This is a genomic window from Roseospira goensis, from assembly GCF_014197795.1.
Classification (GTDB): domain Bacteria; phylum Pseudomonadota; class Alphaproteobacteria; order Rhodospirillales; family Rhodospirillaceae; genus Rhodospira; species Rhodospira goensis.
Window position 1 is genome coordinate 48883 of record NZ_JACIGI010000007.1, and the last position, 22975, is coordinate 71857.

Here is a 22975-nt window from a genome sequence, read left to right on the forward strand (position 1 = left end):
CCGTCGGGGTTGTGGGCGCCATCAGCCTGGATGCGGTGTGCCTGCGTGCCCGCATGGACCAGGACCAGGCCTTCGGCTACCACCTGCTGAGCCGGTTCGTGCCGGTCATGGGCGAACGGCTGCGCGCCGCCCGGCTTCAGATGCTGGACCTCAAGGCGCCGGCGGCGTGAGGTCGGCGCGCGGCGCTTACGGGCGCAGGTCCGCCAGCGCCTGCACGATCGCCCGCCGGATCCCCGGCTCCATGGCGGCGTGGCCGGCGTCGGGCACCATGACCAGCCGGCTGCCGGGCCAGGCCGTGTGCAGCTCCCAGGCGCTGGTGGGCGGGCAGACGAGATCATAGCGGCCCTGGATCAGGATCGCCGGCAGGTGCGCGATGCGGTCGATGTCGCGCAGCAACTGCCCCTCGTCCAGGAACCCCTGGTGCATCATGTAGTGGGCCTCCATGCGCGCGAGCGGCAGGCAGGCGTCCGCCGGGGTGTCGCTGAGGCGCGGGACCAGGCGGGAGCAGGCCTCCTCGTAGCGGCTCCAGGCTACCGCCGCCGGGCCGTGCACCCCCGGATCGGGGTCGCACAGGCGGCGGTAGTAGCTCTGCAGCGGCGTCGCCCGCTCCGCTGCCGGCAGGAAGTCGAGGAAGGCGTGACGGGCCTCGGGGAAAAAGTGCCCCATGCCGTTCAGGAACCAGTCGACCTCGCGGGCGCGGAACAGGAAGATGCCGCGCAGCACGAAGCCGAGGCAGCGATCCGGATGGCGCTGTCCGTAGGCGAGGGCGAGCGTGCTGCCCCAGGAGCCGCCCAGCACCAGCCACCGGTCGAGGCCGAGGTGGCGGCGCAGCCGCTCGATGTCCGCAACAAGGTCCCAGGTGGTGTTGCCGTCGAGCGTGGCGCGCGGCGACGAGCGGCCGCAGCCGCGCTGGTCGAACAGGACCGCGCGATGCCGGCCGGGGTCGAAGAAGCGGCGGTAGGTCGGCGCGATGCCGGCGCCCGGACCGCCGTGCAGGAACAGCACCGGCAGGCCGTCGGGGCGGCCGCACTGTTCCCAGTACAGCGCATGTCCGTCCGCCACCGGCAACACGCCCGAGTCAAAGGGTGTGATGGGCGGATGAAGGTCGCGAAGGTCGGTCTGCGTGTTGGCGGCGTTGGCGCTCAAACTGGTCCCCCAGGACTGAGTCTCGGGCGTGCGGTGGGCGCCGCCGGGGCGCCCGGCCCGCCCTTCCTTACGACGGGCACCCCCCCGAAGACCACTGTTTTTCGATGTCGTCGCGGCGCGATCGCGGGGCCAGCGCCCGGGCCGCGACGGCCAGGTCGGCGGGTCGGTCGATGTCCAACACCACCCCCGGGTCGGCGACCGGGACGCGGATCAGACGGTCGGGCCGAGCCTGCAGGAGGGCGCGCCCGCCGATGTCGCCGTCGAGGCCGGCCAGGGCGGCCCGATGGGCGCATCCCCACAGCACCGGATGGCCGGGCCGCCCGCCGTGCACCGGGCGCGCGATCGCCCGCTCCGGCGCGGCGGCGGCGCCCCAGGCCGCCGCCACCGCCGCCACGCTGGCGGGGGCGATCGTCGGCATGTCGCCCAGGGCCACCATGATCCCGTCGAGCCCGCTCCCGGGCAGGGCCACGACGCCGGTCGCCAGCGAGACCCCGAGGCCGGCGGCGGGATCGGGTGAGGCGACCGCGCGGTAGTCCAGCCCTGCCAGCGCGGCCGCCACCGCCTCGGCGTCGCGCCCGGTGACCACCACCCGGGGCGCATCGGGCAGCGCCGCGGCCAGGGCGGCGGCGGCATGGCGCACCACGGGGGCGCCGTGCAGGTCCCGCAGCAGTTTGTTCGGTCCGCCCATGCGCCGGCCCAGCCCGGCGGCCAGCAGGACGACCCCGAGCCGTCCTGGCGCCGCCGTGGGCACCGGCCGGACCGTCACGCCGAGGACTCCGCGGCGGCGGTCTCGGCCAGGATGGCCCGCAGGCCGTCGCGATAGGTCGGGTGCCGCAGGCGCACCTTCAGCCGTCCCTTGAGGCGCCCGTTCCACACCCGCCGGGTGTCGGCGTAGAAGCTGCGGGCCATCGGCGACAGCTCGGCCTCCGCCAGCGGCACCTCCGGCGGCGGCGTCACGCCCAACAGGGCACAGGCCTCCGCCACCACGTCCTGGGGCGGGGCCGGTTCGTCGTCGGCCACGGCGTACAACGCGCCGGGTTCCGGGTGCGCCATGGCGGCGCGCAGCACCTGCACGATGTCGTCGACGTGGATGCGGCACACCACGTGCCCGGGCTTAACCACACGGTGGGCGCGGCCGGCGCGCACGCTGTCCAGCGCGCTGCGGCCGGGGCCGTAGATGCCGGCCAGGCGGAACACCTCGACCGGGCGGCCGTGCTGGCGCCACAGGTCCAGCCAGCTCGTCTCGGCTGCCAGGCGGCGCCGCGACCGCTCCTGCGTCGGGCGCGGCGGCGTCATCTCGTCGACCCAGGCCCCGCCGCTGTCCCCATAGACCCCGGTGGTCGACAGGTAGCCGATCCACCGCACGCCCGCCGCCGCCGCCAGCGCGTCGCCGAGGGTCTCGAGCACCGGGTCGCCGGCCTCGTCGGGCGGAATCGAGACCAGCACGTGGGAGACCCGATCCAGGGTGCCGCGCGGCAGCGGGTGGTCGCGGTCGAACACCAGGCCCTCGATGCCGTCGCGGGCCAGCGCGGCGGCCCCGTCGGCGGTGCGGTGGGTGCCGGCGACGGTCCAGCCGTGTGCGAGGACCTCCCGGGCCAGGCGGCGGGCGGTGTAGCCGAACCCGAGACAGAGCAGGTGGGGCGGGGCGGACATCGGGCCTCCGGGCGGTGGCGTGGGGGACGGGCGCGGCCCGTGCGTGCCCGAGACATAGGCCGGATCGCGCCCCGTGACGAGGGGGGGCGCGCCGCCTATCATCGGGCCCCGACCGATGCCCCAGGGAGCTGCGCCCATGTCCGATCCCCGCTCGCCGATGGTGCGCACCGCCGCCCGGATCGCGGGCCTCGCCGTGGCCGTCGCCGGGGTGGCCGTCGCCGGGGCGGCGGGCACCGGGCCGGCCCGTGCCACCGCTCTCCCGGTGGAGGATCCGCGCGCGGCCTATGCCGCCTGCCTGGACCTGGCCGAAAGCGACCCTCAACGGGCCTTCGGGGCGGCGGTGGCATGGCAGGGCCTGGGCGGGGGCGAGCCGGCCCGGCACTGCGCCGCCGTCGCGCTGTTCGGCCTGGGTGAGTACGCCGCCGCGGCCGAGCGCCTGGAGGGACTGGCCCGGGACAGCCGCCGCGGGTTGCCGTTGCGCCTGGAGGCCCTGGCCCAGGCCGGAGCGGCCTGGCTGCGGGCGGGCCGTCCGGGGCGGGCCGAGGCGGTCCTGGACACCGCCATCGCGCTGACCGAGGGGGCGACGGCGGAGGCGCGCGACCGGCTGCCCGGGCTGCTGATCGACCGCGCCACGGCGCGCGCCGACCGCGGCCGTGATCTGGAAGCGGCGCGCGACCTCGACCGTGCCCTGGACCTGCGGCCGAACGATGTCGAGGCCCGGGTGTTGCGGGCCAGCGCCCTGCGCCGCCTGGAGTCGCTGGCGGCGGCGCGGGCGGACGCCGAGGCGGCGCTGGCCCTGGTGCCGGCGCATCCCGGCGCGCTGCTGGAACTGGGCAACGTCCACCGCCTGCAGGGGGCCGCCGACCGGGCGCGGCGGACGTGGTTGCTCCTGCTCGCGGTCGCGCCCGACAGCCCGGAGGCGGCGGCCGCCCGCGACAACCTCGCGCGGCTCGACATGGCGGGGCCTGAGGGGGCCTTTCAGCCGCAATAAATGTGTGGAATGCCAGTCCCTTGAAGACCCATCTTGCCAGGTCACTTGAGCTGGATTAGGGTTTGGGGAACGCCCTGGCGCTGCGCTAGACTTGGTGCGGGGCGGACGGCATTTCTACGCAGGGCGCGGCGGGCACGAGAGATGGCGACACGCGGAACAGGCTCGGGACGCGGCGGCGGGACGGGGGCCACCCCGACCGGGCGCACGGGGTCGCGGGCGCGGCGTCCCAAGGCATCGGGTCCGGCCACGGCGACCAAGCCCGTCAAGGCGGGGTCCAGACCGGCGGCCAAGACGGCGCCCAAGACGGCGCCCCGGGCCTCCGCCAAGGCGCCCGGGAAACCAGCCGCAAAGTCAGCCGGAACGTCAGTCGGAAAGTCGGGGGGCAAGCCGCCGGCGCGCGGCCGGGCCGAGGGTGGTCGGCCGAACTGGGCCGTTTCCGGCAACCGGGGGGCCCGCGCCGCCATGGGCGGGGCGCCGCCGGGCATCGGGCGCCGGGCGGTCATCGGGGGCACCCTGCTGTTCGCCGTCGGGATGGGGCTCGGTCTGCATCTGCGCGGCGGCGGGGGCGGGGCGGGCACGACCCCGGCCGAGCCCGTGGCCACGCCGCTGCCGCCCCGGCGGCCGCCGCCGGGGACCGTGACCGTGGCCGACGTGCCCGCCGCCGAGGCGGTGCGCATCGACCTGCCGGTGGCCGAGGGTGCGATGCCCGACGTGCTGGTCGCGCCGGCGCGGCCGGCCCGGGTGGCGGTGCCGGACCGCACGGTGCTGGCCCACCTTCCACCGGAGCCTGCCACACCGGAACCGGCCGCACCGGAGCCGGCCGCGATCGGGGTCCGCCCCGGTGTGAAACCGGCCGCCGGGCCTGCGCCTGCGCCTGTGTCGGCCACGCCGCCACGGACGGTACCGACGGCACCGATGGCAGGGTCGCCACCGCGCGCGCCGGCGACCCCGCGGCCGCCGCTGTGGCTGGCGAATGCCCGCAACGTCGCGCATCCCGGCCGGCGCCCGATGGTGGCCGTGGTGATCGACGACCTGGGCCTGGACCGCGACCGCACGGCCCGGGTGTCGGCGCTGCCGGGGCCGCTGACGCTGTCGTTCATGGCCTACGCCGAAGCCCTCCCGGCGCAGGCGCGGGCCGGCCGCGCCTTCGGGCACGAACTGATGCTGCACATGCCGATGCAGCCCAGCAGCGCCCAGGTGAACCCGGGCCCGGGGGCGTTGCTGGTGGGGCAGAGCGCGGGGGAGATCCGGCGCCGCCTGGAGCGCGCCCTGGCGGCGTTCTCCGGCTACGTCGGTCTGAACAACCACATGGGCTCGCGCTTCACCGCCGACACCGCGGGCATGCATGTCGTCATGGACATGGCGCGCCGGCGCGAGCTGCTGTTCCTGGACAGCCGCACCACCGGGGCCTCGGTGGCGCCGCGGCTGGCGCCGGCGGCCGGGGTGCCATTCCTGGAACGCACGGTGTTCCTGGATCACGACCCGGCGCGCGCCGCCGTGGACCGGCAACTGACCGTGCTGGAGCGGCTGGCCGTGCAGCACGGCCATGCCATCGCCATCGGCCACCCGCGCGACGCCACCATCGCCGCCTTGGCGGCGTGGATCGAGCCGGCGCGGGCCCGTGGGCTGGCGCTGGTGCCGGCGAGCGCGGTGGCGCGCTTCGCCCGCGCGGTGTAGGGGGCGCCCGGGTTACAGCCGGCGGCGGGCGCGCGGCCCCAGAAAGAACCAGGCGATCAGGCCGGCCAGCGGCAGGAACAGCAGGGCCGCCAGCCACAGTGCCTTGGGCAGCGGGTCGGCGTCGCTGCCCAGGACGTGCATGGCGGCCCACAGGACGACGATCAGGAAAAGCAGGCCGAGGAGGCCGAACTCCAGTCCGAACACGGGGCGGGGTCCCTTCGTGGTGAGTGGGCGTGGTGAGTGGGCGTGGTGAGTGGGGCGCGGCGGCAAGTCGTCCAACCGGCGTCGCCGTTACGCGGATCGGGAAGACAATGGGGGCAGGCGATCGAGAAAGCCACCCATGGCGTCCAGCGTGGCCTGGGGCGCCTCGGCGTGCACCCAGTGCCCGGCGTCCGGCACGGTCTCGACCGTGGCGGCCGGGAACAGGGCGCGCAAGGTGGCGTGGTGCGCGGGGCGGACGTAATCCGAGGCGCCGCCCGCGAGAATCAGCGTCGGCCCCTCGTAGCACGCCCCCGGCGGTGGGTCCGGCCACCCGGAGATCGTCGCCATGCCGTCGAGCAGGGCGCGCAGGTTAAGGCGCCAGCGCGGACCGGGGGCGTCCGGACCGCCCAGGTCGAGGTTCTGCAAGAGGAAGGCGCGGATGCCGGGATCGGGCACCGCGGCGGCCAGGCGCGCGTCGGCGTCGGCGCGGCGCGTCACCCCGTCCAGGGGCAGGTCGCGCATGGCCAGGGCGTAAGCCTCCAGCCCGTGCCCATAGGCCACCGGGGCCACGTCCACGGCGATCAGCGCGCGCACCCGATCGGGGCTTTCCAGGGCCAGCCGCATGGCGGCCTTGCCGCCCATGCTGTGCCCGGCCACCACCGCCGGCGTGGTCCCGGCGGTCTCGTCCAGCAGCGTGCGCAAATCCGCCGCCATGGCCGGATAGTCCATGGCCGCCTCCCAGGGCGAGGCCCCGTGGTTGCGCAGGTCGGGGGTGATGACGCGCCAGCCTTGCGCGGCGAGCCGGCGGGCGATCAGGCCCCAGTTGCGGCCGGATCCGAACAGGCCATGGAGGATGACAAGCGGGGGGCCGTCGCCGACGGCGGTCCGGTGCAGGTGCATGGGCGGGTCCGATGGATCGAGGACGGGTCCGGGCGGACGCGGCGGACCCCTGGGGGGGACACCCGCGCGGACCCTATCCCATCGACGCGGCGGCGTGAACCGGTCCCGGGGCCGCCGCGCCGGCGGCGGGGCGCCCGCGCGGGCGCGACCCCGACGCGCAGGGGCCGGCCTCCTCGCGGCGGCCGGCCCCTCCACACGGTGGCCTCCTCGGTGGTGCCGGCGGGGTTACCCGGCGCGGGCCTCCAGCAGGCGTTGACGGGTGCGGCGGGCGATGCCGGCGACCTCCTCGATCGACAGGCCATCGCGGCTCATCACCAGGCCCACGATCGGGTCGGTCAGCACGCTGTTCAGGTCCGGCTCGTGGTCGCAGTCCCACACCTGGCTCGGGGTGCCGCCCGAGCAGGGGGAGACCGGGCGCGCCGGCCGGGCCACGCTGGCGCCGGCGCGCGGATCGGGCCGGGCGCGTGACGCGGCGGGTGGGGTCTGTGGGTGTTGGGACGCGGCCTTGCGCCAGGGCTGGGCGAGGCGGCGCCGGGTCTGTGCCTGGGCCTGGTGGGTCATGAACAGTCCTCCCTCTGACGGCCCCGCGTGATTTGTGGTGTGGGTCGTGCCGGATGTGTGTGCGCATGTTTGTTGATTGGGGGCCGTGCGCGCAGCCCATCGCCGGTCGGGGTCGGGTCCACGGCGGCCCACCCCCTTGCGCGCCCCAGAGTCGGGCGCCCACATCACGGAGGCGGGCCAGCGCGATCGACATCGGTCAGGCGATGCCCTGCGGCATACTCGACAAATATGGTCCCTTTTCCGGCACTGTCAATTTGTTTCGTCGCAGCCGCTATTTTGTGTCACAAATTTCACAACCTCGACCCTGGTGCGTGCCGGTGTGCGTCGCAATAAACCCCTGGGTCGAGGGCGCGGTCGTCTGAGACGTGCGTGAGGGGCGCGTGAGGGGCGCGCCGGCGCCGTCACCCCGCCGTGTTGCGGTTGCGTAATTCTCTCACTCCAAGGACGGGTCCGCGCGGCCCTCCCGGGCGTCGGCGCGGCCCCCCCGGCGGCGCCCCCGCAGACTGGCGATGCAGCGCAGCATGGGCGCCCGATGCGGGTCCTGTGCGCGCCCTATGCCCGCCCTTTGCGCGATTGTCCGGCTTGCCTAGTCAACCGGTTTGTCAATGGACGGTGCGGGCGGACCGCGGTCCGGACCGGACCGTGGTGTGCGGACGGGCGCCCCCGAGTCGGGGCACCGTCCCGCCACCAGGTCGGCCGCCAGGATCGGCTGAAGCCGGGTCAGCCGAAGGTGGCGATGAAGTAGCCGGCCACCACCGCGGTCCCGATGACGCCGGCCACGTTCGGACCCATGGCGTGCATCAGCAGGAAGTTGCCCGGATCGGCGCGGCTGCCCTCGACCTGCGAGACGCGCGCCGCCATGGGCACCGCCGAGACCCCGGCGGAGCCGATCAGCGGATTGATCTTGTTGGTCTTGATAAACAGGTTCATGCCCTTGGCCATCAGCACGCCGGCGGCGGTGGCGATGCCGAAGGCGACCACGCCCAGGGCCAGGATCTTGAGGGTCTCAAGCTGCAGGAACCGCTCGCCGGTCATGGTGATGCCGACGCTGGTGCCCAGGAAGATGGTGGTGGCGTTGATGATCTCGTTCTGCGCCGCCTTGGACAGGCGCTCGGTCACGCCGCACTCGCGCAGGAAATTGCCCAGCATCAGCATGCCGATCAGGGCCGAGGCCGCCGGCACCAGCAGGATCACCAGCACGGTGACGATGAGGGCGAACAGCAGCTTTTCCAGGCGCGACACCTGGCGCAGCGAGCGCATGCGGATGCGCCGCTCCTCCGCCGTCGTCAGCGCCCGCATGACCGGCGGCTGCAACAGCGGCACCAGGGCCATGTAGCTGTAGGCGGCCACCGCGATCGGCGCCAGGAGTTCCGGTGCGAGCTTGTTGGCGAGGAAGATCGAGGTCGGGCCGTCGGCGCCGCCGATGATGCCGATGGCGCCGGCCTCCTGGGCGCTGAAGCCGATGGCCGTGGCGCCGATGAACGTGGCGAACACGCCGAACTGGGCCGCCGCCCCCAGCAGCAGGGTACGCGGGGCGGCGATCAGGGGGCCGAAGTCGGTGAGCGCGCCCACGCCCATGAAGATCAGCGGCGGGAAGATCTCCAGGTGGACGCCCTGCTGGATGTAGTAGAACAGCCCGCCCGGGTGGTCGCCTTCGGGCAGGTTCACCAGCCCCGCGGTCGGCAGGTTGGCCAGCAGGGCGCCGAAGGCAATCGGCACCAGCAGCAGCGGCTCGAACTTCTTGAACACCGCGAGGTACATCAGCCCCAGCACCACCACCCACATGACGGCCATGCGCCACGTGATGCCCGGGATGCCGGTGAGGGCGAACAGGTGCTCGAAGGTTTCCATGGACGGCGCTCCCCAGTGGCGCTTGCCGGTGACGGCCCGCTTGTCGGACCGGCGACGCTCCAACCCGGCCGAGGGCGGACCGCGCGGCATGGGACCTGCTCTCGGGCGCCCATGCCGTGCGTGACCCCGCCCTCACGCTTTGAGCCGGGGCGGAGTTGCGGGATCAATCCGAGTCACGCCGTGAGTCGGATCGATCACGATCGGCCCTAGCTCAGGGACAACAGGACCTGGCCCTCGGCCACACTGGTGCCGGCCTGCACCGCCACGCTGGCGACGGTGCCGCCCTGCGGGGCCTGGATCGGCGTGTTCATCTTCATGGCCTCCAGCATCACCACCTGCTGGCCGGCCGTGACGGTATCGCCGACCTTGACGTCCACCGCCACCACGGTGCCGGCCATGGGGCTGACGATGTCGCCGCTGCCGGCCGGGCCGGCGGGCGTGGCGGGCGGCTGGGCGGTGGCGGCCGACGCCGCGGCGGGCGCGGCCGGCGAGGGCGCGGCCGGCGGCGGGGCCACGGGCGCGCGCGCCGCCGCCGGGGCGGCGGTGGCGGCGGGGCCGCCGGCGTCGTCGTCCAGGGTTTCCACGGTCACGTCGTAGACCGTGCCCTCCACGGTGATGCGCAGCTTCTTCATGTGGTGGTCCCCCTGCGAGACTCTGGCGTTGCTCGGGCATTCGAAACGCGGGCCTGGATGGCCCGGGCGCGTGGTCCCGGGACGGGACCGTGCGGTCGGGACCGGAGCGGCCGCGGTCCGGCCCCGGTGGCGGGCGGGTGCGGGCCGGTCATCGGCCCGAGGAGGCGGTCCGCGCCTGGGTCAAGGCCGGCACCGGGCGGCTCCATCCCCCCTGGAGGCGGTGCGAGCTGAACCCCTGGAGGCGCGCCTGGTTGGCCCAGTCGGTGGCCGGGGAGACCGGCATCCAGACCCGGGTGATGCGGTGCGGTCCGTCGATCGCCGCGGCGGTGGCGGCCGCGATCACCGCCAGGTGGTGGGCCGGGATGCCGCCGCCGGCGGTCCCGGGGGGCGGCGTCGCGGCCGGTGCGGGCGCCGGCGGCGCCGCGGCCGCCACGCGGGCCTGCTCGGCCGCCCGCCGGGCCTCGGCGGCCTGCTGGCGCGCCGTCACCGTGCGGAAGGCGAACCCCATGGCGGCGCAGGCCGCCCACAACAGGGACAGCACCGCCAGCACGACGATGATCCCGATCACGAGGATGTCCAGTCCGGCGAACACAGGCGCCTCCCTGGTGCTGTCGCACGCCCGCCGGCCGGCGGGCGTGGGCCCGGCGCGGCAGGCGCGGGGCAAGTCACTGCGGTTGCGGTCGTCCGGCCCGCGGGCGGCGGGGCGGTGCGGGCCGGGCCACGCATTCGGCGTGGTCCGCCGTCGGGCGGGTCAACGGGGACGCGATCCGCCCTACAGCGGAATGTTGCCGTGTTTCTTCGGCGGCCGCGTCTCGCGCTTGGTCAGAAGGGTGCGCAGCGCCAGCGAGATGCGGCTGCGGGTTTCGGAGGGTTTGATAACGTCGTGCACGAACAGCTTGCCGGCCGAGATATAGGGCGAGGCGAAGTGCGCCCGGTACTCGTCGGCCAGTTCGCGCGACCGGCCGGCGCGGTCCTCGGCCTTTTCCAGGTCGCCGCGATACAGGATGTTGACCGCGCCCTCGGCCCCCATCACCGCGATCTCGGCGGTCGGCCAGGCGAGCACGATGTCCGCGCCCATGTCGCGGCTGCACATGGCGAGGAAGGCCCCCCCATAGGCCTTGCGCATGATGATGGTGATCTTTGGAACCGTGGTGGCGCCGTAGGCGAACAGCATCTTGGCGCCGTGGCGGATGATGCCGCCGCGTTCCTGGCGTACGCCGGGCAGGAAGCCGGGCACGTCCACCAGGTTGACGATGGGGATGCCGAAGGCGTTGCAGAAGCGGATGAACCGAGACCCCTTGTCGGAGGCGTCGATGTCCAGGCAGCCGGCCATCTCCTTGGGCTGGTTGGCGATGAAGCCGACCACCATGCCGGCGATGCGCCCGAAGCCGACGACGATGTTCTTGGCGAAATCGCGCTGCACTTCCAGGAAGCTGTCCGGGTCGACCAGCCGGGTGATGACGTCCTTGACGTCGAACGGCACCTTGCCGGACTCGGGCAGGATGTCGTCCATGCCGGGATCGTCGCCAAGGTCCAGCTCCGGGGTGATGACGTGCGGCGGCTCGCTCATGTTGTTGGCCGGCAGGTAGGACAGCAGGCGGCGCACGATGTCCACGGCGTCCTGCTCGCTGTCGGCCACGAAATGGATGTTGCCGGAGACGCTGGCGTGCACGTCGGCGCTGCCGATCTCGTCCTTGCTGGTGGCCTGGCCGGTCACCCCGCGGATGACCTCGGGGCCGCAGATGAACATCTCCGAGCCGCCGCGGATCATGATGATGAAGTCCATCAGCGCCGGCGAGTAGGCGGCGCCGCCGGCGCACGGCCCGGAGATGACCGCGATCTGCGGCACCACGCCGGACAGGCGGACGTTGCGGTTGAACACCTGGCCGTAGCCGGACAGGGCCGAGACACCCTCCTGGATGCGGGCGCCGCCCGAGTCATTGAACCCGATCACCGGCACACCGCTCAGTTCGGCGTGATCCATGATGAGGCTGAGCTTCTCGGCGTGCATGGAGCCGAGGGAGCCGCCGGCGACGGTGAAGTCCTGGCTGAAGGCGGCCACCGGGCGGCCGTCAATGAAGCCGACGCCGGTCACCACGGCGTCGCCCGGCAGGTCCTTGCCTTCCATGCCGAATTGACGGCTCTCGTGCTGGGCGTGCAGGCCGAACTCCTGGAACGTGCCCGGTGTGAACAGGGAGTCCAGGCGCTCACGCGCGGTCCACAGCCCCTTGGTGTGGCGCGCCTCGATCTTCTTTGGACCGCCGCCGACCGTCGCCGAGGCGCGGCGGCGGTCTAGTTCCTCGACGGCCTGCTTGGAAATCGGCATTGCGGCTCCCCCTGCGTTCGCGGCGCGGCGAGTATAAGATGAGCCCCGGGGGTGTCGTCCACAGCGAACACGGTTCGGCGGCGATCCTGAATCCCCTGGGGTGCTCTGTGGTCGGCCCGTCCGGGGCGGCCGCGGCGGGCGAACGGGTGGGGTGGGGGCGCGGTCTGCTGCGGTGCGAGAGGCCCCCGCGCGCGATGCGCGCCGAGGCCGGCCGGGTGTCGCCCAGGGTGCGTGGGCGGCGCAATACAATAACGATCCGTGGCCGGATTGGATAACGGTCTTGCGTTTTTTGATGCTGCGCCGCATGGTTCCCATCCCGCGCCGCACCGTAATCCGGCCCCTTGTGGCTTGATGTCGACGCCGCCCGCGTGCGGGCGGCCGGACTCTCATGTGACGGGACGCGGGCACGATCACGGGTGCCGCACCAGGCCAAGGGGTCTTGGGCCGGGGTGCCGGCGTCGCGGCCAGCGTAATGCAGGGAACACCGAATCATGCAGGACATCATCCGCCAGCTCGACGCCAAACGCGGTCAGGCCCGCCTGGGTGGCGGCCAGCGGCGAATCGACGCCCAGCACGCACGCGGCAAGCTGACCGCGCGCGAGCGCATCGACCTGCTGCTCGACCCGGACTCCTTCGAGGAGTGGGACATGTTCGTCGAGCACCGCTGCCACTCCTTCGGCATGGACGAGACGCGGGTGCCCGGCGACGGCGTCGTCACCGGGCAGGGCACCATCAACGGCCGGCTGGTGTTCGTGTTCAGTCAGGACTTCACGGTGTTCGGCGGCTCGCTGTCGATGGCCCACGCCGAGAAGATCTGCAAGATCATGGACCAGGCCATCCGGGTTGGGGCACCCGTCATCGGCCTCAACGATTCGGGCGGCGCGCGCATCCAGGAGGGGGTCGACAGCCTGGCGGGCTACGCCGACGTGTTCCAGCGCAACGTCTTGGGCTCCGGCGTCGTCCCGCAGATCTCCATGATCATGGGGCCGTGTGCGGGCGGCGCGGTGTACTCGCCGGCGATGACCGACTTCATCTTCATGGTCGAGGACAGCTCGAACATGTTCGTCACCGGCCCCGAGGTGGTGAAGACGGTGACCCATGAGGAGGTGACGTCGGAGGAACTCGGCGGGGCGCTGACCCACACCGGCAAGTCGGGGGTGGCCGACCTGTCGTTCGTCAACGACGTCGAGGCGCTGCTGAACCTCCGTCGGTTCATGGACTTCCTGCCCGGCAGCAATCGCGAGGCAGCGCCGGTCAAGCCGACCGAGGATCCGTTTGACCGCATGGAGCTGTCGCTGGACACCCTGGTGCCCGACAACGCCAACAAGCCCTACGACATGAAGGAGTTGATCGAGAAGGTCGTGGACGAACACGATTTCTTCGAGATCGCCCCGCGCTACGCCCAGAACATCATCACCGGCTTCGCCCGCATGGAGGGCCGCACGGTCGGCATCGTCGCCAACCAGCCGATGGTTCTGGCCGGCTGCCTGGACATCGACAGCGCGCGCAAGGGCGGCCGCTTCGTGCGCTTCTGCGATGCCTTCAACATCCCGATCATCACCTTCGTCGACGTGCCCGGCTTCCTGCCCGGGGTGAGTCAGGAGTACGGCGGCATCATCAAGCACGGCGCCAAGCTGCTGTACGCCTATGCCGAGGCCACGGTGCCCAAGATCACGGTGATCACCCGCAAGGCCTATGGCGGCGCCTATGTGGTGATGGCGTCCAAGCACCTGCGCGGCGACGTCAACTACGCCTGGCCGTCGGCCGAGATCGCGGTCATGGGGCCGAAGGGCGCGGTCGAGATCATCTTCCGTAAGGATCTGAACGACCCCGAGAAGATCGCGGCGCGCACCGAGGAGTACCGCAGCCACTTCGCCAATCCGTTCGTGGCCGGCGCGCGCGGCTTCATCGACGACGTCATCATGCCGCACAACACGCGTAAGCGGCTGTGCAAGAGCCTGGCCATGCTGCGCGGCAAGCGGCTGGAGAACCCGTGGCGCAAGCACGGCAACATTCCGCTGTAGAGGCCGGGTCGGTGCGGGGAATGACCACCAAGACACCAAGGACACCAAGGCGTGGTCACTCGGCCGCACCCGGTGGCGCGGGCCTGGGCCTTTCGGGGGCTCTTGCGCCCCCGCTCCTGCGTGGGCGCCCCGATGGCGTTTCGCGGTGCGCCGCCGGATCGTGGGACCGGGAGGGAAGCGCGGCCGCCTTGGGGCCTTCGTGCCTTGGTGGGTCGTCTTCACGACGGCAGCGGGGATTGACCACCAAGACACCAAGGACACCAAGGCCGCGTCACCCAGCCTCGCCCGTTGGCGCCGGCCTGGGCGGGGTTGGTTCGTTTTCTGCTGACGACCTCGTGGTCAAGGCGGGTGATGCGGGTTTTGGATCGTGCGACGCCTTGGTGCCTTCGTGCCTTGGTGGTTCATTTTTGCGACGGTTGCGGGGATTGACCACCAAGACGCGAAGAACACCAAGGCTGCGTCACCCACCCTCACCGGCTGGCGCCGGCCTGGGCGGGGTTGGTTCGTTTTCTGCTGACGGCCTCGTGGTTAAGGCGGGTGATGCGGGCTTTGGATCTTGTGACGCCTTGAGGCCTTCGTGCCTTGGTGGTTCGTCTTCGCGCCGGGCGTCACAGGATCAGGCGGGTGATGCCTTGCCGGATCACGGGCACGTTGAAGTTGATCAACAGGCCCAGGCGCTGGTCCAGCAGCCGCATGTACGTCAGAAGCTGCGCCTTGTGCAGCTCGGTGACCCGCTCGACCGCTTTCAATTCGACGATCAGGCGGCCGCCCACCAGCATGTCGACCCGATACCCGGTGCCGATGTGGCGCCCGTCGTAGCGCACCGGCACATCCACCTGTCGCAGCAGTGGGACGCCGCGCTTGTCGAGTTCGTAGGCCAGGCAGCGTTCGTAGATCCCCTCCAGGAGGCCGGGTCCCAACGCCCTGTGAACCCGCAGGGCGCTGTCCACGACCACGTGCGCAAGATCGTCCAACGCCGTATCAATGGGGTCCATGACGGGCGCCCCCTTTGGTCGATGCGTTCCCCTGATTGCACTTAAAGCACGGATCTGGCGAACGCGCCACCGGCCGTGCCGTGATGCCCGCCGCCATGATCGACCGTTCACCGACCGAGGACCAGGACACGCCATGTTCAAGAAGATCCTGATCGCCAACCGCGGGGAAATCGCCTGCCGCGTCATCAAGACCGCGCGTCGCATGGGCATCCAGACCGTGGCCGTGTACTCGGACGCCGACGCCGACGCCCTGCACACCCAACTCGCCGACGAGCGCGTGCACATCGGCGGTGCGCCCTCGGCCGAGAGTTACCTGGTCATCGACCGCATCGTGGAGGCCTGCCGGCAGACCGGCGCCGAGGCGGTTCACCCCGGCTACGGCTTCCTGTCGGAGAACAAGGCGTTCCAGCGGGCGCTCAGCGAGGCCGGTATCGTCTTCATCGGTCCCGATGCCCACGCCATCGAGGCCATGGGCGACAAGATCACCTCCAAGAAGCTGGCCCAGGAGGCCGGGGTCAGCACCGTGCCCGGCTTCATGGGCATCATCAGCGATCCCGACGAGGCGGTGAAGATCGCCGAGGAGATCGGCTTCCCGGTGATGATCAAGGCCTCCGCCGGCGGCGGCGGCAAGGGCATGCGCGTCGCTTTCGACGCCGCCGGCGCCCGCGAGGGCTTCGTCTCGGCCGCCAACGAGGCCCGCTCCAGCTTCGGCGACGACCGCGTCTTCATCGAGAAGTTCGTCCAGCAGCCGCGCCACATCGAGATCCAGGTGCTGTCCGACGGCACCAACACGATCCACATCGGCGAGCGCGAATGCTCCATCCAGCGCCGCCATCAGAAGGTGATCGAGGAGGCGCCGTCGCCCTTCCTCACGCCCGAGGTGCGTGCCGCCATGGGCGCCCAGGCGGTCGCCCTGGCCGAGGCGGTGGGCTACAAGAGCGCCGGCACGGTCGAGTTCATCGTGGATGCCGACCGCAACTTCTACTTCCTGGAGATGAACACCCGCCTGCAGGTCGAACACCCGGTGACCGAGATGATCACGGGCCTCGACCTGGTGGAGTGGATGATCCGCATCGCCGCCGGCGAGCCGCTGACGCTGACGCAGGACGACATCCGCTTCAAGGGCTGGGCCATCGAGTGCCGCATCTACGCCGAGGATCCGTTCCGCAACTTCCTGCCCTCCATCGGCCGCCTGACCCGCTTCATGCCGCCACCCGAGGAGGACGGCCTGATCCGCGTCGACACCGGCGTGATGGAAGGCGGCGAGATCAGCATGTTCTACGATCCCATGATCGCCAAGCTGATCGCCTACGGTGGCACCCGTGACCTCGCCATCCGGCACATGCGCCGCGCCCTGGACGCCTTCTATATCCGCGGCGTGGCGCGCAACGTGCCGTTCCTGGCCTCGGTGATGGGCAAGGAGCGCTTCGTCCGCGGCGAGCTGACCACCAACTTCATCGCCGAGGAGTATCCGGACGGCTTCCATCTGCACGACCTGCCGCCGGAGGATCCGACCATCCTGGTGGCCGTGGCCGCCTGCGTGCACCGCAAGCACGCGGAGCGCGACGCCCGCATCAGCGGCCAGATGCCGGGCCACGAAAAGCAGGTGCGCGACCACTGGGTGGTGCGGCTGGGCGACACCAACCACCCGGTCACCGTCACCCCGATGGACGGCGGCTTCCGCGTCGTGGTGGACGAGGAGCCGATGGTCATCCGCACCGCCTGGCGCCTTGGCCAGTCGCTGTTCCGCTGTGAGATCAACGGCCATCCGGAGAGCGTGCAGATCGACCGCGACGGGGTCGGCTATCGTCTGTTCCATGCTGGCGCCGCCGACCGTGCGGTGGTGATGACCCCGCTGGCGGCCGATCTGGCGGCCCTGATGCCCAAGAAGCAGCCGCCGGACCTGTCGAAGTACCTGCTGTCGCCGATGCCGGGGCTGCTGGTCTCGGTGGCGGTCGAGCCGGGCCAGGAGATCAAGAGCGGCGAGACCCTGGCCGTGGTCGAGGCGATGAAGATGGAGAACATCCTGCGGGCCGAGCGCGACGGCGTGGTGGCCTCGCTGCACGCCGGTCCGGGCGACAGCCTGTCGGTCGATCAGATCATCCTGGAGTTCGAGTAGGCCCGCCGGGGCGGCGGCGGGCAAGGGGGGACGACCGCCGCCGCGCCGCGGCGGTCTCGACCGGCGGGCGGTCCGGCCTCACACCGCCCGGCCTCACACCGCCCAGCCTCACACCGCCCAGCCTCACACCGCGATGAGGCCGCCGGCGATGGCCAGGCTGGTGGCGTGGGTGCGGTTGTTGGCGCCCAGCTTGCGGGCGGCATTGCCGATGTGGAAATTGACCCCGGAGACGGAGATCCCCAGCGCCTCCGCCACTTCCCGGGTGGTCATGCCGTGGGCGCTCAGCACCAGGACCTCGCGCTCGCGGTTCGTCAGCGCGGGGGCCGCGCCGTCCTCCTCGACCCCCAGCTGCCCGAGCCGAAGCTGGGCCTGGCTGGCGGCGTAGACCAGTTCCAGGCCGTGCCGGTCGACCAGATCGCGACAGACGGCGGGGGCATGGCGCGACAACAGGATCATGCCCGCGGCACAGGCAACGCCGCCGCAGCGGAGCGGGACCAGCAGAAGTCCGCCATAGCCCGCCCCGGCGGCGGCCAGCAGAAGCGGCGGCGGCGCCTCGTCCGGCGCCGCCGTGCCGCACGTCTCGGTGGTGAGCAGCGCCGGGCGCAGGGCGCCCGCCATGTGGGCCAGGGCGCCGTCCTTGAGGGCGGCCGCCCGATCCTCGCAGACCGCGACCACCGCCGCCTCGACGGACGCCAGGAGCCGCCGGGTGCCGCGCCCGTCGGCGTCGGGCACGCAGGTCAGGGACAGGACGCCCTCGAACCCGTGCCCCCCGAAATGGGCGACCGTCTCCCGCCAGGCGATGTCCCGGGTCCGGGCCTCGGCGAGGCGATCGAGAAACAGGGTGAGGCCCGTCATCGCCGTCAGCGTGCCTTGGTGCGTCATCGCCGCCCCGTCGGCCGGTCGCCGCACGCCGAAGCCGCACCGACGGCGCGGGTGCGGCGGCCGACCTGACGGGCCGGCCGCACGCGGACCGGCGCGCAGACCACAATCTGTCGGCAGGACATGGCTGCTCTGTCTCTCCCCTCTGGCTCATGGACCGCGCGTGGTGCCGGCACGGCGCGGCCGCCTTCTTCACCTCATGACCCTGAAATACATCTAGTTTTTACACAACCCTAATGCGAACATGGCCGCCTTGCAAGAACTCTCTCTCGCATCGCGCGTCAATACGGTAGCGGTTATTCGCGTCTGACGTGCGCCCGCCGGCACCGCGCCCGGGCGGCGCGCGGCCGCCCCCCGGGTGCGGCGGGCGGACGGCCGGTTCCGCCCCGCCGGACGCCGTGCTATAGGACCGGCGCACCGCACTTCCCGTCCGTCGCCCGGAGTTTCCGCCCGTGTCCGTTGCCGCGCCCGCCCCCGACCTGATGCCCATCCGTCGTGCCCTCGTCTCCGTTTCCGACAAGACGGGCCTGGAGGAACTCGCCCGTGCGTTGTACGACCACGGCATCGCCCTGCTGTCCACCGGCGGCACTGCCCGGGCCATCGCCGCGGCCGGCGTGCCGGTGACCGAGGTTTCCGATCACACCGGCTTCCCGGAGATGCTGGACGGGCGCGTCAAGACGCTGCACCCGGCCATTCATGGCGGCATCCTGGGCCTGCGCGGCAATCCGACCCACGAGTCCGCCATGGAGGCGCACGGCATCGCGCCGATCGACCTGGTGGTGGTGAACCTGTACCCCTTCGAGTCCACCGTGGCGAAAGGGGCCGGCTTCGCGGATTGCGTGGAGAACGTGGACATCGGCGGGCCGGCGCTGATCCGGGCCGCGGCCAAGAACCATGCCGCGGTGACGGTGGTCACCGACCCCGAGGACTACGCGCCGCTGCTGGCCGATCTGAAGGCCCATGACGGCCGCGTCGGGCTCGCCCTGCGGCGCACCCTGGCGGCCCGCGCCTTCGCCCGGACCGCGGCCTACGACGGCGCCATCAGCCGCTGGTTCGCGGACCAGACCGGGGATGCGACCCCGCGCCACTTCATCGCCGCCGGCCGACTGAAGCAGACCCTGCGCTACGGCGAGAATCCGCACCAGCAGGCCGCGTTCTATGTCCACGGGCTGGCCCGCCCGGGCGTGGCGAGCGCGCGCCAGGTGCAGGGTAAAGCCTTGTCCTACAACAACCTGAACGACACCGACGCCGCCTTCGAGCTGGTCAGCGAGTTCAGCGATCCCGCCGTGGCGCTCATCAAGCACGCCAACCCGTGCGGCGTGGCCGTCGCCGACAGCCTGCACGCCGCCTACGAGCGGGCCCTGGCCTGTGACCCCGTCAGCGCCTTCGGGGGCATCGTGGCGGTCAACCGGGCGCTGGACCGCACCGCCGCCGAGGCCATCACCCGCATTTTCACCGAGGTGGTGATCGCGCCCGACGCCGACGACCACGCCCGCGCCGTCTTCGCGGCCAAGAAGAACCTGCGCCTGCTGGTCACCGGCGTGATGCCGGACCCGGAGACGCCGGGCCTGACGGTGCGCTCGGTGGCCGGCGGCATGCTGGTGCAGACGCGCGACAACGGGCGGGTGACCGAGGCCGACCTGAGGGTGGTGACCCGGCGTGCCCCCACGGCGGCCGAACTGGCCGACCTGTTGTTGGCCTTCCGGGTCTGCAAGCACGTCAAGTCGAACGCCATCGTCTACGTCAAGGACGGCGCCACGGTGGGCATCGGTGCCGGCCAGATGAGCCGCGTCGACAGTGCGCGCATCGCCGCCCGCAAGGCGGCCGACGCCGCGGAGGCCGCCGGCCTCGCGGAGCCGCTGACCCGGGGCGCGGTGGTCGCCTCCGACGCCTTCTTCCCGTTCGCCGACGGCCTGACGGCGGCGGTCGAGGCCGGGGCCACGGCGGTGATCCAGCCGGGTGGGTCGGTCCGCGACGAAGAGGTGATCGCTGCCGCCGATGCCGCCGGCCTGGCCATGGTGTTCACCGGGATGCGTCACTTCCGGCATTGAGGGCGGCTGTTTCTCGGCCCCAGGCTCTCTTTCTCGGCCCCACGCTCCGGCGTGGGGCCGCTTGGGTGCAGGGCGCCCCCGCGGGAGCGGGGGCGCGAGAGGCCCGGAGTCTCGGCCCCACGCTCCGGCGTGGGGCCGCATGGGTCCAAGGCGCGGCCTTGGTGTCCGTGGTGTCTCGGTGGTCAAACCCCCGCCGCCGGTTTCCCGGGCCAGCCGCACAGATCGGCGATCGGGCAGGCGTCGCATGCCGGTTTGCGCGCCTTGCACACGTAGCGGCCGTGCAGGATCAGCCAATGGTGGGCGTGCCGCCGGTACCGCTCGGGCACGACCCGCTCCAGGGCGTCCTCGACCGCGCGGACTGTCTTGCCCGCCGCCAGCCCGGTGCGGTTGGCGACCCGGAAGATGTGGGTGTCGACCGCGATGGTGGGCTGCCCGAAGGCGAGGTTGAGCACCACGTTGGCGGTCTTGCGCCCCACGCCGGGCAGCGCCTCCAGCGCCGCGCGCTCGGCCGGCACCTGGCCGCCGTGCTGCTCGATCAGGGCCTGCGACAGGGCGATGACGTTCTTGGCCTTGCTGTTGAACAGGCCGATGGTGCGGATATGCGCCCTGACCCCGTCCTCGCCCAGCGCCACCATTTTCTGCGGCGTGTCGGCCACCGCGAACAGGCCCTTGGTGGCCTTGTTGACGCCCTTGTCGGTGGCCTGCGCCGACAGCACCACGGCCACCAGAAGCGTGTAGGGATTGACGTAGGCCAGCTCGCTCTGGGGCTCGGGCAGGGCGGCGCTGAGACGGGCGAACAGGGCTTCGACCGCCGCCGGCGGCAGCGGCGGCGCGGCCGGCCCGGCCTCGGCAGAGTCGGCGGGGTCGGCGGCGGATGGGGCGGGCTTGGCGGTCGTCATGGCGCACCGAGCCTACACCGCCCGCGCGCCGGCGGGAAGCCGGCGCACGCCGCAATCATGCCCCATTTGGACGTCATCAAGGGCAGGCTGTCGTTTCCCGTGCCCGGTGAAAAGAGGCCGACTCCATGCCCCGTTTCCGTTCCCGTTTCGTCGTCCCGAGGGCCGGTGTGCTGATGGCCCTGCTGGCGCTGGTGCTGACCGCGCTGCTGGCGGTCGCCCCGGCTCAGGCGCAGGTGCGCATCGACATCACCGGCGGGCGCCAGGACCCTTTGCCCATCGCGGTTCCGGCCTTCGCCGGCGCCGGCGATGCGACCATGGCCCAGCGCGGCCGCGAGGTCGCCGCCGTCATCACCAACGACCTGCGTGGCTCCGGCCTGTTCCGGCCGCTGGATCCGGCCGCCTTCGTGCAGACCCTGCCCGACCTGGAGGCGCGGCCGCGGTTCGAGGATTGGCGCATCCTGAAGGCCCAGGCGCTGGTGCAGGGCCAGGTCCAGGGGCTGGCCGACGGCCGCCTTCAGGTCGGTTTTCGGCTGTGGGACGTGTTCGCCGGGCAGCAGCTCGTGGGCACCCAGATCGTCACCGAGCCGGCCAACTGGCGCCGCGCCGCGCACATGGTGGCCGACGAAATCTACAAGGCGCTGACCGGCGAGGAGGGCTATTTCGACACCCGCATCGTCTATATCGCCGAGACCGGCCCGGCCACCGAGCGCGTCAAGCGTCTCGCCATCATGGACCAGGACGGCGCCAACAACCGCTACCTGACGGACGGCCAGGCGCTGGTGCTGACGCCGCGCTTCTCGCCGACGGCGCAGGAGATCACCTACATGTCCTATTATCAGGGCGTGCCGCGGGTGTATCTCTTCAACATCGACACCGGTCGCCGCGAGCTGCTCGGCAACTTCCCCGGCATGACCTTCGCCCCTCGGTTCTCGCCCGACGGCAACCGGGTGGTCATGAGCATGGCCGAGAACGGCAATTCCGACCTCTACGTCATGGACCTGCGCACCCGGCAATCCCGCCGCCTGACCACCAACCCGGCGATCGACACCTCGCCGTCGTTCTCGCCCGACGGGTCGCGCATCACCTTCAACAGCGACCGCGGCGGCGCGCAGCAGATCTACGTCATGAACGCCGGCGGCGGCGCCGTCACCCGGATCAGCTTCGGCGACGGCCGCTATGCGACCCCGGTCTGGTCGCCGCGCGGCGATCTGATCGCCTTCACCAAGATGAAGGGCGGCACCTTCTACATCGGGGTCATGAAGCCGGACGGCAGCGGCGAGCGCATCCTGACCGAGGGCTATCTGGTGGAAGGGCCAACCTGGGCGCCCAACGGCCGCGTGCTGATGTTCTTCCGCCAGCAGCCGGGCGGGGGGACGACGCGCCTGTACAGCGTCGATCTCACCGGCTTCAACGAGCGACCGGTGCCGACGCCCACCGATGCCTCCGATCCGGCCTGGTCGCCGCTGCTGCCCTAGCGCCGATCGCGATCAATCCGAACCACGACGTGGTTCGGATTGATCGCATGACTCCGCGCCAAATGTATGAGTCTCAGCCGATTCATGAGTCTCAGCCGATGATCGCGACAAACCGAAATCGTGGCGCGAATCCGGTGTGTCGCCATCGGCTGTAAGGCGAGGGCCGCGCCGCCCAAGCCTCAGGGTTCCGCCAACGGGTCCCGCCGGCCGGACCCTGGGCGCCTGCGCCCGTCAGGACCGGAAGCGCTCCATCGCCCGTGACCAGGCGTCGGTCATGGCACCCCAGGAGGCTTCGAAGCCGGCGCGGACGTCGCGCCAGGCGTCCTCGCTGGCGTTGCGCAGACGATCCAGTTCGGTGCGCGCCTCGTCCAGGCGCCGCTGCATCTCGTCGGCCTGCTCATGCCACTTGATGCGGGCGTCGGCCTGGGCCGCCTCGGCCTTGGCGCGCATCTTGTCGACCTCGGCCCGCCATTCGCGCAGTTGGGCTTCCATGCGGGTGATGTAGGCGTTTTTCTCGTCTTCGGACCCGGTCATCGCACGTGTCCTTTCCTGTCTTTGGGTCCCGTCTTCGGGGCCGTCTGTGATGACGTCTCGT

The 22975-nt window shown here is 72.0% G+C and carries 21 protein-coding genes; 7 read left to right on the forward strand and 14 right to left on the reverse strand.

All coding sequences use genetic code 11. From position 1 onward, the window contains the following. The first annotated feature begins 11 nt into the window (after positions 1–11). Complete coding sequence (locus GGD88_RS05790) at positions 12–170, forward strand: hypothetical protein (RefSeq protein ID WP_184432663.1); 159 nt, start codon at positions 12–14, stop codon at positions 168–170. A gap of 16 nt (positions 171–186) precedes the next feature. Here the strand turns inward: GGD88_RS05790 and pip are convergent, their stop codons facing one another. The 3 genes from pip to GGD88_RS05805 all read right to left on the reverse strand — a co-directional run bounded on the left by pip (position 187) and on the right by GGD88_RS05805 (position 2799). After that, entirely contained in the window at positions 187–1146 is a 960-nt protein-coding gene (gene pip / locus GGD88_RS05795) for a prolyl aminopeptidase (protein WP_184432665.1), read from the reverse strand. Between the two features lie 67 nt (positions 1147–1213). Next, the gene (locus GGD88_RS05800; RefSeq protein ID WP_221237024.1) at positions 1214–1912 is read right to left on the reverse strand and encodes an NTP transferase domain-containing protein; all 699 of its coding nucleotides are present in this window, start codon (positions 1910–1912) and stop codon (positions 1214–1216) included. Then, positions 1909–2799: an SDR family oxidoreductase gene (locus GGD88_RS05805; RefSeq protein WP_184432667.1), complete on the reverse strand. Its 891-nt coding sequence runs from the start codon at positions 2797–2799 to the stop codon at positions 1909–1911. Before GGD88_RS05805 ends, GGD88_RS05800 begins: the two co-directional genes overlap by 4 nt. Positions 2800–2935: 136 nt before the next feature. On the opposite strand from GGD88_RS05805, the gene GGD88_RS19100 reads away from it, so the two are divergent. Both GGD88_RS19100 and GGD88_RS05815 read left to right on the forward strand, forming a co-directional pair. Continuing rightward, positions 2936–3790 carry a tetratricopeptide repeat protein gene (locus GGD88_RS19100; protein ID WP_184432669.1) on the forward strand — a complete coding sequence of 285 codons (855 nt, stop codon included), beginning with the start codon at positions 2936–2938 and terminating at the stop codon, positions 3788–3790. A gap of 462 nt (positions 3791–4252) precedes the next feature. Beyond that, positions 4253–5467 carry a divergent polysaccharide deacetylase family protein gene (locus GGD88_RS05815; RefSeq protein WP_184432671.1) on the forward strand — a complete coding sequence of 405 codons (1215 nt, stop codon included), beginning with the start codon at positions 4253–4255 and terminating at the stop codon, positions 5465–5467. A 12-nt stretch (positions 5468–5479) separates the two neighbouring features. Here the strand turns inward: GGD88_RS05815 and GGD88_RS05820 are convergent, their stop codons facing one another. From GGD88_RS05820 to GGD88_RS05850, 7 genes are all read right to left on the reverse strand, one after another. Further along, a complete protein-coding gene (locus GGD88_RS05820; RefSeq protein WP_184432673.1) occupies positions 5480–5671 on the reverse strand; it encodes a PLDc N-terminal domain-containing protein in 192 nt (63 codons plus the stop codon). A gap of 87 nt (positions 5672–5758) precedes the next feature. Beyond that, on the reverse strand, positions 5759–6568 hold the full coding sequence (locus tag GGD88_RS05825; protein WP_184432675.1) for an alpha/beta fold hydrolase: 810 nt from the start codon (positions 6566–6568) through the stop codon (positions 5759–5761). Between the two features lie 225 nt (positions 6569–6793). Continuing rightward, on the reverse strand, positions 6794–7129 hold the full coding sequence (locus GGD88_RS05830) for a hypothetical protein (RefSeq protein ID WP_184432677.1): 336 nt from the start codon (positions 7127–7129) through the stop codon (positions 6794–6796). A 720-nt stretch (positions 7130–7849) separates the two neighbouring features. Further along, positions 7850–8980, reverse strand: a complete 1131-nt coding sequence (locus tag GGD88_RS05835; protein WP_184432691.1) for a sodium ion-translocating decarboxylase subunit beta — start codon at positions 8978–8980, stop codon at positions 7850–7852. Between the two features lie 206 nt (positions 8981–9186). After that, positions 9187–9612 (reverse strand): biotin/lipoyl-containing protein, encoded by a 426-nt coding sequence (locus GGD88_RS05840; protein ID WP_184432693.1) that lies wholly within the window; start codon positions 9610–9612, stop codon positions 9187–9189. Between the two features lie 148 nt (positions 9613–9760). After that, positions 9761–10204, reverse strand: coding sequence for an OadG family transporter subunit (locus GGD88_RS05845; RefSeq protein ID WP_184432695.1), 444 nt, complete (start codon positions 10202–10204; stop codon positions 9761–9763). A 180-nt stretch (positions 10205–10384) separates the two neighbouring features. After that, positions 10385–11938, reverse strand: coding sequence for an acyl-CoA carboxylase subunit beta (locus tag GGD88_RS05850; protein WP_184432698.1), 1554 nt, complete (start codon positions 11936–11938; stop codon positions 10385–10387). A gap of 491 nt (positions 11939–12429) precedes the next feature. On the opposite strand from GGD88_RS05850, the gene GGD88_RS05855 reads away from it, so the two are divergent. Beyond that, positions 12430–13962: an acyl-CoA carboxylase subunit beta gene (locus GGD88_RS05855; RefSeq protein WP_184432700.1), complete on the forward strand. Its 1533-nt coding sequence runs from the start codon at positions 12430–12432 to the stop codon at positions 13960–13962. Positions 13963–14570: 608 nt separating this feature from the next. Here GGD88_RS05855 and GGD88_RS05860 read toward each other — a convergent pair. Then, positions 14571–14957 carry a GxxExxY protein gene (locus GGD88_RS05860; RefSeq protein WP_184432702.1) on the reverse strand — a complete coding sequence of 129 codons (387 nt, stop codon included), beginning with the start codon at positions 14955–14957 and terminating at the stop codon, positions 14571–14573. A 133-nt stretch (positions 14958–15090) separates the two neighbouring features. Between GGD88_RS05860 and GGD88_RS05865 the strand changes: the two genes are divergently transcribed. Beyond that, on the forward strand, positions 15091–17076 hold the full coding sequence (locus GGD88_RS05865; protein WP_184432704.1) for an acetyl-CoA carboxylase biotin carboxylase subunit: 1986 nt from the start codon (positions 15091–15093) through the stop codon (positions 17074–17076). Positions 17077–17199: 123 nt separating this feature from the next. Here GGD88_RS05865 and GGD88_RS19105 read toward each other — a convergent pair whose 3' ends face one another. Further along, a complete protein-coding gene (locus tag GGD88_RS19105; RefSeq protein ID WP_281392835.1) occupies positions 17200–17958 on the reverse strand; it encodes a helix-turn-helix transcriptional regulator in 759 nt (252 codons plus the stop codon). A 479-nt stretch (positions 17959–18437) separates the two neighbouring features. On the opposite strand from GGD88_RS19105, the gene purH reads away from it, so the two are divergent. Then, positions 18438–20006, forward strand: coding sequence for a bifunctional phosphoribosylaminoimidazolecarboxamide formyltransferase/IMP cyclohydrolase (purH, locus tag GGD88_RS05875; RefSeq protein WP_184432912.1), 1569 nt, complete (start codon positions 18438–18440; stop codon positions 20004–20006). 182 nt (positions 20007–20188) lie between these two features. On the opposite strand, the gene nth is transcribed toward purH, so the two are convergent. After that, the gene (gene nth, locus GGD88_RS05880; protein ID WP_246423604.1) at positions 20189–20830 is read right to left on the reverse strand and encodes an endonuclease III; all 642 of its coding nucleotides are present in this window, start codon (positions 20828–20830) and stop codon (positions 20189–20191) included. A gap of 200 nt (positions 20831–21030) precedes the next feature. Between nth and tolB the strand changes: the two genes are divergently transcribed. Then, positions 21031–22380 carry a Tol-Pal system beta propeller repeat protein TolB gene (gene tolB / locus GGD88_RS05885; protein WP_425502574.1) on the forward strand — a complete coding sequence of 450 codons (1350 nt, stop codon included), beginning with the start codon at positions 21031–21033 and terminating at the stop codon, positions 22378–22380. Between the two features lie 231 nt (positions 22381–22611). Here tolB and GGD88_RS05890 read toward each other — a convergent pair whose 3' ends face one another. Continuing rightward, the gene (locus GGD88_RS05890) at positions 22612–22914 is read right to left on the reverse strand and encodes a sll1863 family stress response protein (RefSeq protein WP_184432707.1); all 303 of its coding nucleotides are present in this window, start codon (positions 22912–22914) and stop codon (positions 22612–22614) included. Positions 22915–22975: the final 61 nt, after the last annotated feature.